Consider the following 16,326-nt stretch of genomic DNA (forward strand, 5'->3'; position numbering starts at 1 on the left):
GGTCTCTTAGCTCAGTTGGTTCAGAGCACCTGCCTTACAAGCAGGGGGTCACTGGTTCGAATCCAGTAGGGACCACATAAAGACAATAGAAAGTCTTTTAAATAAAAATTCTAAATAAGGTCTCTTAGCTCAGTTGGTTCAGAGCACCTGCCTTACAAGCAGGGGGTCACTGGTTCGAATCCAGTAGGGACCACAACAGAACTTCTTTCAAGAAATTGAAAGGAGTTTTTTATTTATTATTTTTTGTAATTTTATATAAATCAATTCTTATGAAAATTACAAAACTAGTATTACCATTATTTCTTTTACTTTCATGTTTCACTTTCTCCCAACAAAAAAGAAAACAACTTTACCTCCACCTAAAATAAAGAAAGTTCCACCTTTACCAGCTCCTCCAAAAGCTAAATTATACGAGCCAACTTTTGACAACGAATACTTTATTTGGAAACTAGAAAAAGACACGTTATTACCTGCTGAATCCCCTTATGAAATAGTTTTACAAGTCAATGATTACTCAGCTTTTATGAGAATAAATAGTTACCCAGAAGAAACTGAATATAAATCAAAAGTAGTATCCATTAAAAATGGTGATATTATCTCTAGAACAATATTAATGCAGGCTAATAATTATGACGTTGAAATAAAAAATAATATTCTAGAACTGAAAAATCGGAAAACGAATGAAGTTGTAAAGTTTAAAATTATAAAAAAGAGTGGAAAAATTATACAGTTACAAGATCTTAACTCTAAATTAATCTTTACAAAAGATGATAAATACGAATATTACGCTCCGCCTTCTTTGTAACTATAAAAAACTCCGATAACAAACTTCCTTCATTTAACTTGTTCTGAATTGATTAATAGTTGATTTTTCATTTCTTCATTAATATTAAAGATTGTTTTGTAGACCAAAAGGATTATATTACGATTAAATCATTCGTATTATTTTGCTTTATTGCTACGAATATTTCTAAAATATCATTTTGAATATCAATAGAACCTTTATTAACGATTGAAATTATATCGTCTAAAGAAATACTTTTATTTATAAAACTCTCGTCATAAGAACAGCTTTTGACATGATAGATTGCAACATATTTAGATAAATCATTCATGTCACAACTTTCAGTCAAAAGATTAAACCAACTATTCATCAAAATCAATTCTTGTACAAATAAATATAATAAAAAATCCCTCAGCGCTTGAACTGAGGGATTATCTTTTTAAAATCTTAATCTTACACCATTTTCGGTTGTAAATGCTTTTTTACGGAAAAGAAACAAAGTAAGTCCTCCAATAAAAATAGCCGAATCTGCGATATTAAATACAGGCTGAAAGAACTTATAATGTTGTCCGCCTATAATTGGAATCCAAGAAGGCCAATCGAACTCCACAATTGGGAAATAAAGCATATCTACGACACAGCCTGTAAACCAACCAGAATAACCAGCAAAGTTTGCTTGTGCGACACCTTGATATCCTACCCAATCCTGAAACATTTCATTGTAAGTAGTTCCTTTATCGAAAATAACGCCATAAAAAATTCCATCAAGTACATTCCCTATTGCACCTGCCAAAACAAGCGCAATCGGAATGATAAAGAAGTTATTATTTAGTTTTTTCGACCATGCATTAATATAGTAGATAATCATTCCGATTAAAGCAATTCGTAAAAGTGATAAAACTATTTTTCCTGTTTCTCCTCCGAAATGCATTCCATATGCCATTCCAGGATTTTCTACAAATGCTATTTTAAACCAACCCAAAACATCTACGTCTTCACCTAAAAAAAAGTGTGTTTTTACGTAAAATTTTGAAATTTGATCAATGATTAAAACCAAAATGGTAATGAGTACTACTTTTTTCAAAATACTTGATTAACGTTGCATATTTTTAGCTTCGATGCTTAATGTTGCATGCGGAACTAATTTCAAACGATCTTTGTTAATTAATTTTCCTGTTACACGGCAAATACCGTATGTTTTGTTCGAAATACGTAACAATGCATTTTTCAAATCACGGATAAATTTATCTTGGCGTGCTGCTAATTGTGCATTTTGTTCTTTCGACATGGTTTCAGAACCTTCCTCAAACGCCTTGAACGTTGGAGACGTATCGTCAGTACCATTGTTACTATCGTTCGTGTAAGCTTCTTTCAATAATTCGTAATCTTTTATCGCTTGATCTAATTTGTCTTGAATTATTGCTCTAAACTCTTCCAACTCTGCATCAGAGTACCTTACTTTTTCATCTGTTGTTGCCATACGCTTACAGTTTTGTAATCGCAATTTGCGTCATCAATCCATTAATTTCAACCTCTGCCCCATTTGCAACTAGGTCTTGTAAAACAAGATCTTCGGCTAATGTCTCAGAACAAATGTAATCTTTGTTTTGCTCGACTGCATTTACGATTGATTCATCATTTTTTAAGTTAAGTATAATTTTGTCGGTTACTTCTAGTCCGGTTTCTTTACGTAGATTCTGAATTCTATTTACCAATTCACGTGCAACACCTTCATTAATTAACTCTTCTGTCAATTGTAAATCAAGTGCTACTGTCAATGTAGAATTAGAAGCTACAGTCCATCCTGGGATGTCTTTTGTAGCGATTTCAAAATCTTCTAAATCTAAAGTTAATGTTTTGTTGTCAATTAACAAATCTATTTTACCTGATTGCTCTAATTTAACAATTTCTTCATTCGTCAATTCTGCTGTAGCAGCCGAAATAGCTTTCATTTCTTTACCATATTTCGGACCTAAAGTCTTGAAATTAGGTTTGATAGATTTCACTAAAAGATTTGACGCTTCTTCGTTTGTTAAAAGTTGTATTTCTTTAACGTTAACTTCTTGTTTCAATAATTCTGATACAGCTTCCAAATTAGCTTTCATCGTATCATTCAACACAGGAATCATTACTTTTTGTAATGGTTGACGCACTTTATTATCACTCAATTTACGAAGTGATAAAATCATACTTGTTGCCGTTTGTGCTAAATGTGTTTGCTCTTCTAATTCGGCTTTAATCAATGACTCATCCACAACTGGGAAATCTGCTAAATGCACAGATTCTGCTGCATTTTTACCTGTAGCTGCGTTCAAATCTTTGTATAAACGATCCATGAAGAATGGTGCGATTGGCGAACCTAAAATTGAAACAGTTTCTAAAACTTTGTACAATGTTTGGTAAGCTGCAATTTTATCTTTCGAATAATCACCTCTCCAGAAACGTCTTCTTGATAAACGAACATGCCAGTTTGATAAATTATCAATCACAAATTCTTGAATTGCACGAGCTGCTTTTGTTGGTTCATAATCAGTTAAAAATGCATCAACTTTTTTCGTTAATGTATTCAATTCAGAAATAATCCATTGATCTAATTCAGCTCTTTCATTTACAGGAATTTCTTCTTCTTCAAATGTAAATCCGTCCACATTCGCGTATAATGCGAAGAATGAATAGGTATTATATAATGTTCCGAAGAATTTACGACGAACTTCGTCCACTCCAGCAATATCAAATTTTAAGTTTTCCCAAGGTTGCGCATTCGCAATCATGTACCAACGTGTTGCATCAGGACCATAAGTTGCCAATGTATCGAATGGATCGACAGCATTCCCCAAACGTTTTGACATTTTTTGACCATTTTTGTCTAATACCAATCCGTTTGACATTACATTTTTATATGCTTTCGAATCAAAAACTAATGTTCCGATTGCGTGTAATGTATAGAACCAACCACGTGTTTGATCGACACCTTCTGCAATAAAATCAGCTGGATACATTGTTCCATTATCAATCAATTCTTTATTTTCGAATGGATAGTGAACTTGCGCATAAGGCATTGCTCCAGAATCAAACCAAACGTCAATCAAATCCGCTTCGCGTTTCATTGGTTTTCCTGATTCAGAAACTAATGTAATTTCATCTACTACATTTTTGTGTAAGTCGATTAAATCATAGTTTTCTTCTGTCATATTTCCAACTTCGAAATTTTGGAAAGGATTAGAAGTCATTACGCCTGTCGCAATTGATTTTTCAATTTCAGCAACTAATTCTTCTACGGAACCAATTACTGTAACTTCATCCCCTTCTTCAGTTCTCCATATTGGCAATGGAATTCCCCAATAACGAGAACGAGATAAATTCCAATCATTGGCATTTTCTAACCAGTTTCCGAAACGTCCTTCTCCAGTCGCTTTAGGCTTCCAATTGATTTCTTTATTCAATTCAACCATACGATCTTTCACATCCGTTACCTTGATAAACCAAGAATCTAATGGATAATATAAAATAGGTTTGTCTGTTCTCCAACAATGTGGGTAACTGTGTTTATATTTCTCTACTTTGAAGGCTTTGTTTTGCTCTTTTAATAAAATCGCGATTTCTACATCAACCGATTTTTCAGGAGCAGTTCCATCATCGTAATATTCATTTTTTACATATTTACCTCCATAACCTTCTGGTAAATCAGCCACAAAACGACCTTGTAAATCTACTAAAGGAACAGCATTTCCATGCGTATCTAATACCAACATTGGTGGAACACCAGCTTCTTTTGCAACACGCGCATCATCCGCACCAAAAGTAGGCGCAGTATGTACGATACCTGTACCATCTTCTGTTGTTACGAAATCTCCAGGAATTACTTGGAAAGCATTCTCTGCATTTTCGTAAGGCAACGCCCAAGGTAATAGTTGCTCATAACGAGTTCCAACAAAATCAGCACCTTTGTATTCTCCTACAATTCTATAAGGAATTGTCTTATTTCCTGCCGCATAAACTTTAAAATCTTCTTCTGTTTCTGCTAAGAAATATGGTTTACCGAATTGTTTAGCAACCAATGGTTTTCCTAAAATTACGCGAATTGGCTCGAATGTATATTGATTGAATGTTTCAACTACAACATAATCGATATCTGGACCAACTGTTAACGCTGTATTTGATGGCAACGTCCAAGGTGTTGTTGTCCAAGCTAAGAAATACACATCTCCATCAAAATCATTGAATAAATCTGTAGAATCTTTGTTTACTTTAAATTGAGCAACAATCGTTGTATCTGTAACATCTTGATAAGTTCCTGGTTGATTTAACTCGTGTGAAGATAAACCTGTACCAGCTTTAGGAGAATATGGTTGAATTGTATAACCTTTGTACAACAAATCTTTGTTATAAATTTGCTTCAACAACCACCAAACAGACTCCATATATTTTGGTTTATACGTGATATATGGATCTTCCATATCCACCCAATAACCCATTTTTTCAGTCAAATCATTCCACAAATCTGTGTAACGCATTACTGTACGTTTACACGCTTCGTTATATTCTTCAATTGAAATTTTAGTTCCAATATCTTCTTTGGTAATTCCTAATTCTTTCTCAGTTCCCAATTCTACTGGTAAACCATGCGTATCCCAACCCGCTTTACGAAAAACTTGTTTTCCTTTCAAGGTTTGGTAACGACAAAATATATCTTTGATAGAACGTGCTAAAACGTGGTGAATCCCTGGCTTTCCGTTTGCAGAAGGAGGACCTTCATAGAACACAAAAGATGGATTTCCATCACGCGTAGAAATACTTTTTTCGAAAACATTATTTTGTTTCCATTCTTCTAACGTTTCTTTTGAGACTTGTACCAAGTCTAAGTGCTTATATTCTCTAAACTTTTTTGCCATCGAATTCTTTCTTATTTCTTCTAAATCAAGGAGTGCGAATATAAGAAATTTTTACATATTTTTATTGTTATAGAAACGAAAATCATATTAATAATTGCTTAAATTTATACCAATATTATAGATTTAACAATTCTTGAATAAAAATCAGATGATTTCAGATTTAATTCAGGATTAAACAAATAATTAACAACAATTTTTAAAGATATTTTTTCGATGAAAAAAGGCTTCAAATATTACTCAATTCTATTTCTAATTTTGCTTTTTGCAAGTTGTTCCAAAAACGAAGATTATACGGTTTTGATTCCTACAGATGTAGATTTTGTTGCGTTGATAAATCCAAAATCAATTGCAGAAAAAGGTAATTTTCAGAAATTAGAACAATATAAAATTTATCAATTAGCCGAAGGCGAACTTAAAAATCAAGATCCAACTTTTGATCAATTATTAAATGATATCAAAAACAATCCGACTTCAGCAGGCATAGATATTATCAGCCCTATTTACATTTTTGGACAAAAAATTAATGAAAAAAATATGGTTGCGTTGATTACAAATATGCGTGACAAAGATCAATTTGAAAAACATTTATCAACCATTTACAAAGGTTTATACAAAAAAGATATTTCGTTTGAAAAGAAAGATGGTTTTACAACAATTTCTGGATTCAATAAACCGTTTATAGCTTGGAACAAATCTCAATTTTTATTGATTGTTTCTGAATTTGGTGTTGGAGAAAAAGCGATTCAAGATTATTTCGCGAAAATTATCAACGACAAACATTCACTTGCGAAAGAAAATAACAGCTTTGGAGATTTTGTTAAAAACTCGCAGGATATCAACATTTGGTACACTGGAAATTTCTTGAAAAACTTCTCGAAACATGAAAGTTCTGAAAAGAAAAACCTTGATTTCACAAAAAGTTCTTGGGTCAATTTTATTTCATTTACTTCGGACGGAATTAGTTTTACACAGAAATTTCATCCAGATGCGATTACAAAAGTTAAATTACAAAAACATCCGATGTGGAAATCAAAAATCAATACTGATTTTTTCAAGTATTTTCCTGCGCAAAGTTACATGAACATTGGACTTGGAATTTATCCTGCCAACACGCGTTATGTGTTCGAAAATCAGAATTTCTTGACTACTTTTTTAGAACAATATGAAATTGATTTGAACAAATTAGAACAAAGTTTTGAAGGCGAAGCTTTGTTTAGTGTATATGATTTTGAGATCGGAAAAGCATTTAATCCAAATGACTTTTTTGGGAAGAAAGAAGCTTTTATCAAGCAAGTTGTTTATCCTCAATTTGTTTTGGGAGGAAAAATGAAAAACGATCTTTTCTTCAACGAATTTATTAAATCTCATCAAGAAAATATTCAGAAAATTGGACCTTATTACATGTTACCAATTTCGACAAATATGAAGATTTATATGACATACAAAAACAATTTGATGTACATCACAAATAATCAATCGATTATGAATCAATATTTGAACAAAATGGTAAGTTCTTCAAATTTTGTCACAACAGGATACGCTACAAACGCTTCAAATCCAATGTTTGGTTACGTGAATCTAAATTTTGATCAATATCCAAAAGAAGTTCAAAAATATATTTATCAACAAATTCCGTTCGGAAACACGAAAGAAATGCAAACGGTTTTATCTTATTTTGATCACATCGATTACCGCGTTTCGAATGAATACACAAAAACAGGAAAAATACATATGAAAAAGACGGATAAAAATAGTTTGGAAGTGATTTTCTTACTTTTGGACCAAGCTTATTCACTATTTTTCAATCAAGCTGCACAACAAAATGGAAATTAAAATCAGTCAACTTGTTCCGCATCCTTTGAAAGAATTTGGGTTCGAACAATCTGAAATTTGGAAAAATACATACACTTTTTCAAGCGGAAATATTTATCAAATCGTTGCACATTCTGGTGTTGGAAAATCGACGTTGATTAATATTTTGTACGGTGATAGAAAAGATTATGACGGAGAAGTTTTGTTTGATGGACAAAATATTAAGAATTATTCTTTGAATGATTGGACAAAAATTAGACGCGAAAAAATTGCGTATGTTTTTCAAGGTTTGCATTTGTTTGAAGAATTAACTTTGATGGAAAATATCCAATTAAAAAATGTATTAACACAACATCAATCCGAAAATCAAATTATTGAATGGATTGAAAAAGTTGGTTTAAAAAGTCATTTACATCAAAAAGCGATTCATCTTTCTTATGGTCAACGTCAACGAATTGCTGTGATTCGCGCACTTTGTCAACCATTTGATTTTCTACTTTTGGACGAACCTTTTAGTCATTTAGATGAAGTGAATCAACAACTTTTGACTGATTTAGTTACCAAAGAAGCTGCAAAAAATAACGCTGGAATCATCTTTACAAGCTTACACGAAATTCACGATAAACGCCTTTCAAATGTCATTCAACTCTAAAAATTTAATTGAAAAATTGGTTCGTAAAAACCTAAGTTTCTTGCGAATTACAACCTTTTGTTTTTTCTCTATTATCGGATTTTTCATCTTGATTTTGGCTGGAACAATTTATTTGGATTATGCCAAAAATTTTGGAGAAGATAGTTCAGTTTGGAAAGCAAATTATGTGGTCTTAAACAAAAAAATATCGTCTTTACAAACGTTGACTGGAGAAAAACCAAGTTTTAGTGAAAATGAAATTAACGATTTGAAATCGCAAAATTTTGTAGCAAAAGTCGGAACATTCAAAAGCAGTCAATTTCCTGTGAAATTACAAGTTGGTGGAGTTGCTGGAATTCGAGGTTTTTCAACTGATTTATTTTTTGAGTCTGTACCAAAAGATTTTATAGAAGTTGATCAATCGGATTGGAAATGGCAAGAAGGTCAAGATTTTATACCGATTATTATCCCGAAAAGTTACCTCAACTTATATAATTTTGGGTTTGCAACAAGTCAAGGATTACCGCAAGTTTCTGAAAGTTTGTTTACTAAAATTCCTTTTCAGTTGGTTTTAGGAAAAGGAGAAAATCAGAAAGTATATCAAGCGAGAATTGTAGATTTTACCACAAAAATTAATACCATTTTAGTTCCCGAAAACTTTTTGGAATGGGCAAATCAAACCTATGCATCGCAAAAAACAGCACAACCATCTCGTCTTGTAGTCGAAACGAAATCCCAAGGAGATGAAAATGCTTCGACTTATTTTGAGCAACAAAATTATGATATCAACAAAGATGAATTGAAAAATAATGAATTGACGTATTATCTGAAATTAGCTTTTTCGCTGGTTTTATTTATTGGTTTAATCATTGTTTTTGCAGCAATTTGGTTGATGATTATTAATTTTCAATTAATGATTGAAAAGAATAAACAAAAAACGAAAGATTTATTTTTGATTGGTTACAACATCAATCAACTAGCTCGTCCGTATCTGAAATTTTCGATTATATTTATGTTGATCAGTTATCTTATTTCGATTCCATTGGTTTATTTCATCTTGAATATCATCAAAGAAAAAGTCGGAAAATTTATGGCAACAGAAAGTTCTCACGTTTGGGAAGTCATCGGTTTTGGATTAATTATCGTGATCATTTTATTCATGATTAATAGAATAATTTTGACACATTCCATCAAAAAAATTGCGTTGAAAGATTAATGCTAAATTTTATAAAAACATAAAAAGGATTCTGAGTTTTTCAGAATCCTTTTTATTTAAACTTAAATATTCTCGATTAAAATGAATATCCAACTCCTAAAGAAAATGAATGGTTTTTAACATCAGCACCAATTGCTGTACCATTGTTTGTATTTTCTGTAAGTCTTGTTAATCCCATATAATATCTAGCACCAACATTGATATTGTCTGTTACATTGTATCCTAAACCGAAGTTAACACCAAAGTCAAAGTTTTTTACGTCATCTTTTACATCAAACTTTTGTTCTGTTGTGTAAACGGTATTATTCGCATATGTACTTGTAGATTGTTTATTGCTCGCATACATGTTAAATCCAAATTGTGGACCAGCCTCAATATTGAAACGAGATGCAGCAGGATAGTATTTGAACATGATTGGAACTTGAATATAATCTAAAGTCGTTTTGTTTTTACTTTTTACAGTTGTATTTCCTACTTCCATTACTTCGTCTTTGTACTTCCCTCCTATTCTTGTAAAATTTACCTCTGGTTGAACAGCAAAACGATCAGTAAGTGGAAAATGTCCATAAAGACCTGCGCTAAAACCTACTTTATAATCATTATCATTTACATCTTTTCCGTTAAAAGAAGACATATTTACACTTGATTTAATACCAAATTGTGACGATGTTGTTTTTTCTTGTGCGCTCAAACTTACAACTCCTAACATTGCAGCAGCAATAAAAAAATTTTTTTTCATCTTTTAAATTTTATAGTTCTAATTATGATGTATGCATAATTTCAAGTCTTGTGCCAAATAATGTTAAAAAAGAGTACTACAAATATTAATTAACTCATATTAAATATATTAATCATTTAATTTTAACATTCATAAAAGCATATTAATAAAAAAAAGCTACATCTTTCGATATAGCTTTTATAAATTATACGTTATTTTCTATTAGAATTTATAAGCAAAACCAACAGATACTGCATTATATTTCCAATCTACAGTGTTATTATTTTCTGGACCAGCAGAAATTCCTTTATACCCTGCATATAAATCCCATGTTGAAGCAGAATAGCCAATTTTAGGCTGCCAAAATAAACCTCCTTCATAACCGTCAGTTGTAGCGAAAGCATAACCTAAATCAGCACCTACAAATAAATTATTTCCAAACTCGTATTTAGCTGTTGCTGCTAATGGAATAAATCCAACATCATCTTTTTCAGCTACAACTACATTATTAATTTTATACTCTTTTCCAATAAAATGATCATAACCTACTTTAGCACCTAATTTAAAGTTATTTGCAATAGGATGTAAATAAGCTAAATCTACTCCGATATTAAATGAAGATACATCTGCTGTCTCTCCTACTGGAATACCTACGTGAACTGTACCTTCTACTCCTGTTGTTTGCGCTGAAACTCCAACCATACCTGCTACTGCGAAAGCAGCTGTTAATAATACTTTTTTCATTTTTATAATGTTTTAAAATATTTACAATTTTGTTAAACTTATTTGCATAATTTCAATTTATGTGCCAAAGTTAAAAACCAAATAATGATAAAAAATACTAAAATTAACAATAACCTAATATTCAGAACTTTATTTCACAAAAAAAGCTCCAAAATAATTTTTGGAGCTTTTCTGTGTTTATTGATTTGACTTATTGTCCGACCATTTTGTATAAAATATTCTGTTGTTGTTTCGCATAATTGGTATCAATTTCTGCAGCTACACCAATCATTTCGTCTAAATAATTAAACTGATTCATGATTTTTGCTTGATCAGCTGCGTCAACTTTTCCATCTGCCACTACTTCTTTATATAAGGTTTCGAATTTCTTTAAAACAGGATTATAAGCAGATTCAAAAACTTTCAATGCTTTGTCTTTATCACCTCTTTCTCCTAATGCAGAAGCTTCGTTGTAGATTGACATCATCAAATCATTTTTAGCTGCTGCTAAATCTGAACCAATTGAATATCCTTTTCCTGAAGGTAACGACTCGAAAAAAGCAATTTTTGCATTAGCTTCTTTACGAACATGCGCAAACAATTCTTGTGCTTTTTTATCCTCTCCAGCTTTCAAATAAATTCCAGCAATTCTACTTACTCCATAACCAATATCGTATTTCGCTAAAGCAGGAATTTCTAACATTACTTTATCTAAAACTGCAATTGCTTCTTTTTTGCGTCCTGCATTCAATAAATCATCTGCTAAACGTACCGCAGTATTTCTATATGAAGATGTGTAGTTACGCTCTGTCAAACTAAATGAAGCATCAGGATTATTGTATCCAGACCATTTATACGAATTGAATGTTCTTAACAACATGTCATTATCAGAAGCTCCAATAATTCCTCCTTTACCAAAAGGCGTATAAATAGGAACTAATTTATAACTCATTCCAGCATTCAATAAATAATCATTCATGTAGAATGTGTTTTCAGGGTCAGAAATTCCTCCTCCACTAAAGTAAATAGGACGATCCCAATTGTATTTCGCCATCATTGACAACAACAACAAATTGTTTTTGAATAAACTTGACGCTTTGATATTAATTGTGATTGAATCAACCATTTTATCTGCATCTTTTGCACTTACAATTCCATATTTTAGCGCGTTTGCTTTATTTACAGGAACAACAATTTTAGAAACAGGTAAATAATTTGCTCCACCAATTGGATAACCAAAATAATCTGCTAAAGCTTGTTTCTCTGGTGATTTATTATCTAAAATAAAATCCATTGCTTCTTTAGCAGTCATACTATCTGTTGTGATATATTTTTGCAAAGGTTTTAAACTTTTATAAACTGACATCACTTGATTTGGATCAATTTCAGGATCAGATAAATATTGAGCAACTTGTTCAATTGGCATTTGACTTAACGTTTCTAATGTTTGATTAGATCCTGGTTTGATGAAACTATTCAATTGATCAAAAATATTTTTAATAGAACCTCCAACAACAAAAATTTGATCGTTAGTTCCAGATTGATAATCTTTCGGTTTCAAATCACTTGGAAGTGGAGCTGCATTGTACGTTCTACGTAACAATTGTTCTAAATTCCATGGAGAAGCAGCCAACGTTAAATTCGCAATTTTTACATCATCACGGAAATTTTCGGTTTCTTGTAATCCCCAAAGTGGATAAGTATCATTGTCTCCATAGACAAAAAGAATAGCGTTTTTATCGAGCGGATTCAGATAATTGTAAGCTAAAGAATAAGCTACAGAACGCTCTGAACGATCGTGATCATCCCAGTTTTGAGCTCCCATTAAAATTGGAATACCAGCTAAAATAACTGTCGTTCCAATTGCTAAAGATGGTTTCAATTCTTGCTTCATCAATTTCTGAAGTAATAAATAAACTCCTTGTACACCCAATCCTGCCCAAATCGCAAATGCATAAAAACAACTTACCAATGCATAATCACGTTCACGAGGCTCGAAAGGTTTTACAGATGTGTAAAAGATGATTCCGACACTTGTTAAAATAAACAATGACAACAATGACCACCAGTTAACAAAATTTCTGTTTAATTGTGTAAATAACCCGATTAAACCTAAGAATAATGGTAACATGAAATATACATTTGTTCCATCATTTCTATATTCATCTGGTAATTTTGATTGATCTCCTAAACGTGGATTATCAATAAATGGAATTCCTGAAATCCAATTACCTTTTGTAATCTCGAAATTACCTTCTAAATCGTTTTGGCGACCAGAGAAATTCCACATAAAGTAACGGATAAACATATAGTTGATTTGGTAATCAATAAAGTAATTAAATTGTTCACCAAATGTAGGTGGTTCGATATCTAAAATCTCACCATATTTCTTAAGTTCTGCAACTTTTAATTGTCTGTTTTGACGTTTCTCAACCAATTGCGCGTACATTTGTTGCGCTTCTTTATCACCCGCATATTGTGCATTCAAAGAGAATTTTGGAAAAGCATAAACTGCCGCATAATTCTCCATCACACCTGGGTCTGGACTGAACATTTTAGGGAAAAACTTCACATATTTATCTTCATATGTATAATCTAAACGATCCGAAACTTTCAAATATTTTCCTGTACGTTTATCCTTGATATATTCAGAACTACGAACTGTACTTTCTGGCGCTCCATTAGTATCACGCTTAATTCCGTCACTTGCAATATGAGCCGTAAAAACTGGTCCGTACATCACAGGCCAAGAACCATATTGTTCACGATTAAAATAATCTAAAACACCCAAAGCTGTATCAGGATCATTCAAATTCATGTGAGGATTTGCGTTTGCACGAATCGGAATAACTAACCAACATGAGAAACCAATCAACATAAAAATCACACACCACGAAATTGTATTCAATAATGCTGAACCATATTTCTGAGTTAATTTAATCGCAAAATAGAAAACTGCAATTAAAATGATAGCGGCAATAATTGTTCCTGAATTAAAAGGCATTCCCAAATTATTTACTACATAAATCTCTGTTCTTCCAAAGAATGTCATCACAACTGGGAAAATTATTTTGAATACAAAAGCTAAAATAATCAATGTAATAACATTTGCGATTAAAAAACTTTTGATTGTAAATCTATATTTTCGAGCATAGTATACAAAACAAACTGCTGGAATTGCTAACATTGCCATTAAGTGAACACCAACCGATAAACCAATCACCAACGAAATAATTACCAACCATTTGTTTCCTCTAGGTGTATCAGCGACTTGATCCCATCTTGTAATCAGCCAAAATAATAACGCTGTGAAGAAAGATGCCATTGCATAAACTTCTCCTTCTACCGCAGAAAACCAGAATGTGTCGCTAAACATAAAAATTGCAGCTCCAACTAATCCACTTCCTAATGTTATAATTTTTTGAGAAGCATTTAGTTCAATCGCATCGACATTCATTGGATCTTGCGTTTTTCCAAACATTTTTCGAGCAAAATATGTAATTGTCCAAAACAAAAACATAATTGTTCCTGCACTATACAAGGCAGATGTACTGTTGATTAATATGGCGTATTTGCTTCCGTCACCAAAAGCTAAACCAGACCAAACTGCTCCCATTATTTGGAACAAAGCTGCTCCTGGTGCATGCGTAATTCCCAATTTTGCTGATGATACAATGTACTCACCACAATCCCACAAACTCAGGTAACGTTCCATCGATGCCAAATACAATATTGTCGCTATCAAGAACATCGCAACACCCAAGATGTTGTTCCACTTTTTGAAATTTATATCCATTTTGTTTTAATAAACTGTCTTGCGAAAATAAGATAAAAAATTGATATAGCTTAGGATTGAAATGATTAAATTCTGATTACAATCTCATCTAAACAATATAGATTTATCGAATATTTTAAAATTAATTTTAAAGTTTCTAATCGATTCATTTACATATTAACAAAACATCAAATCCTTCAAAATAAAGATACATTTTCTCAAATAGTTTTGATTCTAAACTTTTTTCATCTAAATTTGCAATGCAAAAAGCAATGCCTTTAACAGACAAAATTCTACAAACGGGCTTCACTTTTGACGATGTGTTATTAGTGCCTGCCTACTCAGAGATATTACCGAACCAAGTATCTCTACAAACAAGATTCACAGACAATATCACCCTTAACATTCCGATAGTTTCTGCTGCGATGGATACTGTATCCGAAGCAAGATTAGCGATTGCATTAGCTCGTGAAGGAGGTTTATCTTTCGTTCACAAAAATATGTCGATCGAAGAACAAGCGAATGAAATTGATATGGTAAAACGTTCAGAAAACGGAATGATTTCTGATCCAATTACTTTATCTCGTCATCACAAGTTGCAAGATGCAGTAAACTTAATGGAGAAATACAAAATCTCTGGTTTACCAGTTGTTGAAGAAGATAGAACATTGGTTGGAATTATTACAAATCGTGATATTCGTTACCAAGAAAACTTCGACCAATTGGTAGAAGACGTGATGACAAAAGAAAATATCGTAACTTCTGATATTGATACTGACCTTAAGAAAGCAAAAGAAATTCTTTCTCGTTACCGCATCGAAAAATTACCAATCGTTGACGAAAACAATAAATTAATCGGATTAATTACGATAAAAGATATTGACAATTTAACTGAATTCCCTAATGCATGTAAAGATACAAAAGGTCGTTTACGTGTTGGTGCAGGAGTTGGAGTTGGTGCTGATACATTAGAACGCGTTCAAGCTTTAGTAAACAAAGGTGTTGATATCGTAGCGTTAGATTCAGCTCACGGACATTCTGCTGGAGTTATTAGTAAAGTTGCTGAAGTTAGAAATGCTTTCCCTGAATTAGATATCGTGGGTGGAAATATTGTAACTGCTGAAGCAGCAAAAGCTTTGATTGATGCTGGAGCAAATGCTTTAAAAGTTGGTGTTGGACCTGGTTCTATCTGTACAACTCGTGTTGTAGCTGGTGTTGGTGTACCTCAACTTTCTGCTATTCATGATGTACATTCTTATGCAAAAACAAGAAATGTTTCGATTATTGGAGATGGTGGAATCAAATTATCAGGTGATATTGTAAAAGCGGTTGCTGCTGGGGCAAACTTGGTGATGTTAGGAAGTTTATTTGCAGGAACAGATGAAGCGCCAGGAGAAGAAATTATTTTCCAAGGTCGTAAATTCAAAGCATATCAAGGAATGGGTTCTTTAGCTGCAATGAAACGCGGTTCTAAAGATCGTTATTTCCAAGCTGATGCGAAAAAATTAGTTCCAGAAGGAATTGAAGGTCGTGTTCCTCACAAAGGTTCTATTGCAGAAGTTGTTTACCAATTATGCGGTGGATTACGTGCTGGAATGGGTTACTGCGGAACTCCAACAATTCAAGATTTAATTGAAAACGGTAAATTCGTTAAAATTACAGGTGCTGGTTTACACGAATCTCACCCACATGATGTTGTCATTACAAAAGAGGCTCCTAATTATTCGAATTAAGAATTATCAATATATTAAACAAAATAGCAAGCCAATTGGCTT

12 protein-coding genes and 2 tRNA genes are annotated in these 16,326 nt (G+C 32.4%); 7 read left to right on the top strand and 7 right to left on the bottom strand.

What is annotated here, in order from left to right; genetic code table 11:
• From HXZ69_RS00685 to HXZ69_RS00695, 3 genes are all read left to right on the top strand, one after another.
• Positions 1–75, top strand: a tRNA-Val gene (locus tag HXZ69_RS00685).
• 43 nt (positions 76–118) lie between these two features.
• Positions 119–193, top strand: a tRNA-Val gene (locus HXZ69_RS00690).
• A 120-nt stretch (positions 194–313) separates the two neighbouring features.
• On the top strand, positions 314–805 hold the full coding sequence (locus tag HXZ69_RS00695) for a hypothetical protein (RefSeq protein ID WP_286494701.1): 492 nt from the start codon (positions 314–316) through the stop codon (positions 803–805).
• Between the two features lie 112 nt (positions 806–917).
• Here the strand turns inward: HXZ69_RS00695 and HXZ69_RS00700 are convergent, their stop codons facing one another.
• From HXZ69_RS00700 to ileS, 4 genes are all read right to left on the bottom strand, one after another.
• Positions 918–1,115 carry a hypothetical protein gene (locus tag HXZ69_RS00700; protein ID WP_286494702.1) on the bottom strand — a complete coding sequence of 66 codons (198 nt, stop codon included), beginning with the start codon at positions 1,113–1,115 and terminating at the stop codon, positions 918–920.
• A 108-nt stretch (positions 1,116–1,223) separates the two neighbouring features.
• Positions 1,224–1,868, bottom strand: coding sequence for a lipoprotein signal peptidase (locus tag HXZ69_RS00705; protein ID WP_038331916.1), 645 nt, complete (start codon positions 1,866–1,868; stop codon positions 1,224–1,226).
• Positions 1,869–1,877: 9 nt separating this feature from the next.
• Positions 1,878–2,264, bottom strand: coding sequence for a TraR/DksA family transcriptional regulator (locus HXZ69_RS00710; protein WP_038331914.1), 387 nt, complete (start codon positions 2,262–2,264; stop codon positions 1,878–1,880).
• Positions 2,265–2,268: 4 nt separating this feature from the next.
• A complete protein-coding gene (gene ileS, locus HXZ69_RS00715; protein WP_286494703.1) occupies positions 2,269–5,676 on the bottom strand; it encodes an isoleucine--tRNA ligase in 3,408 nt (1,135 codons plus the stop codon).
• A gap of 213 nt (positions 5,677–5,889) precedes the next feature.
• Between ileS and HXZ69_RS00720 the strand changes: the two genes are divergently transcribed.
• From HXZ69_RS00720 to HXZ69_RS00730, 3 genes are read left to right on the top strand one after another with little or no spacing between them, the layout of a single operon-like run.
• Positions 5,890–7,509 (top strand): DUF4836 family protein, encoded by a 1,620-nt coding sequence (locus tag HXZ69_RS00720; protein ID WP_286494704.1) that lies wholly within the window; start codon positions 5,890–5,892, stop codon positions 7,507–7,509.
• Positions 7,499–8,140 (top strand): ATP-binding cassette domain-containing protein, encoded by a 642-nt coding sequence (locus tag HXZ69_RS00725; protein WP_038331905.1) that lies wholly within the window; start codon positions 7,499–7,501, stop codon positions 8,138–8,140. The genes HXZ69_RS00720 and HXZ69_RS00725 overlap by 11 nt, the downstream gene beginning before the upstream one ends.
• On the top strand, positions 8,124–9,335 hold the full coding sequence (locus tag HXZ69_RS00730) for a transporter (RefSeq protein WP_286494705.1): 1,212 nt from the start codon (positions 8,124–8,126) through the stop codon (positions 9,333–9,335). Before HXZ69_RS00725 ends, HXZ69_RS00730 begins: the two co-directional genes overlap by 17 nt.
• Before the next feature lie 76 nt (positions 9,336–9,411).
• Here HXZ69_RS00730 and HXZ69_RS00735 read toward each other — a convergent pair whose 3' ends face one another.
• The 3 genes from HXZ69_RS00735 to HXZ69_RS00745 form a co-directional block, all read right to left on the bottom strand.
• Complete coding sequence (locus HXZ69_RS00735) at positions 9,412–10,074, bottom strand: porin family protein (RefSeq protein WP_286494706.1); 663 nt, start codon at positions 10,072–10,074, stop codon at positions 9,412–9,414.
• 201 nt (positions 10,075–10,275) lie between these two features.
• Positions 10,276–10,797: a hypothetical protein gene (locus HXZ69_RS00740; protein WP_125348662.1), complete on the bottom strand. Its 522-nt coding sequence runs from the start codon at positions 10,795–10,797 to the stop codon at positions 10,276–10,278.
• 190 nt (positions 10,798–10,987) lie between these two features.
• Complete coding sequence (locus tag HXZ69_RS00745) at positions 10,988–14,572, bottom strand: glycosyltransferase family 117 protein (RefSeq protein ID WP_286494707.1); 3,585 nt, start codon at positions 14,570–14,572, stop codon at positions 10,988–10,990.
• Positions 14,573–14,823: 251 nt separating this feature from the next.
• Between HXZ69_RS00745 and guaB the strand changes: the two genes are divergently transcribed.
• Complete coding sequence (guaB, locus tag HXZ69_RS00750) at positions 14,824–16,284, top strand: IMP dehydrogenase (protein ID WP_286474114.1); 1,461 nt, start codon at positions 14,824–14,826, stop codon at positions 16,282–16,284.
• Positions 16,285–16,326 lie beyond the last annotated feature (42 nt).

Source organism: Empedobacter sp. R132-2, from assembly GCF_030324375.1.
Classification (GTDB): Bacteria; Bacteroidota; Bacteroidia; order Flavobacteriales; family Weeksellaceae; genus Empedobacter; species Empedobacter falsenii_B.

Bases quoted from the DNA above. Each gene is read 5' to 3' on its own strand.
- HXZ69_RS00695 (WP_286494701.1), top strand. From the start codon at position 314: ATGTTTCACTTTCTCCCAACAAAAAAGAAAACAACTTTACCTCCACCT.
- HXZ69_RS00700 (WP_286494702.1), bottom strand. From the start codon at position 1,115: ATGAATGATTTATCTAAATATGTTGCAATCTATCATGTCAAAAGCTGT.
- HXZ69_RS00730 (WP_286494705.1), top strand. From the start codon at position 8,124: ATGTCATTCAACTCTAAAAATTTAATTGAAAAATTGGTTCGTAAAAAC.
- HXZ69_RS00735 (WP_286494706.1), bottom strand. From the start codon at position 10,074: ATGAAAAAAAATTTTTTTATTGCTGCTGCAATGTTAGGAGTTGTAAGT.
- guaB (WP_286474114.1), top strand. From the start codon at position 14,824: ATGCCTTTAACAGACAAAATTCTACAAACGGGCTTCACTTTTGACGAT.
- HXZ69_RS00720 (WP_286494704.1), top strand. From the start codon at position 5,890: ATGAAAAAAGGCTTCAAATATTACTCAATTCTATTTCTAATTTTGCTT.
- HXZ69_RS00710 (WP_038331914.1), bottom strand. From the start codon at position 2,264: ATGGCAACAACAGATGAAAAAGTAAGGTACTCTGATGCAGAGTTGGAA.
- ileS (WP_286494703.1), bottom strand. From the start codon at position 5,676: ATGGCAAAAAAGTTTAGAGAATATAAGCACTTAGACTTGGTACAAGTC.
- HXZ69_RS00745 (WP_286494707.1), bottom strand. From the start codon at position 14,572: ATGGATATAAATTTCAAAAAGTGGAACAACATCTTGGGTGTTGCGATG.
- HXZ69_RS00725 (WP_038331905.1), top strand. From the start codon at position 7,499: ATGGAAATTAAAATCAGTCAACTTGTTCCGCATCCTTTGAAAGAATTT.
- HXZ69_RS00740 (WP_125348662.1), bottom strand. From the start codon at position 10,797: ATGAAAAAAGTATTATTAACAGCTGCTTTCGCAGTAGCAGGTATGGTT.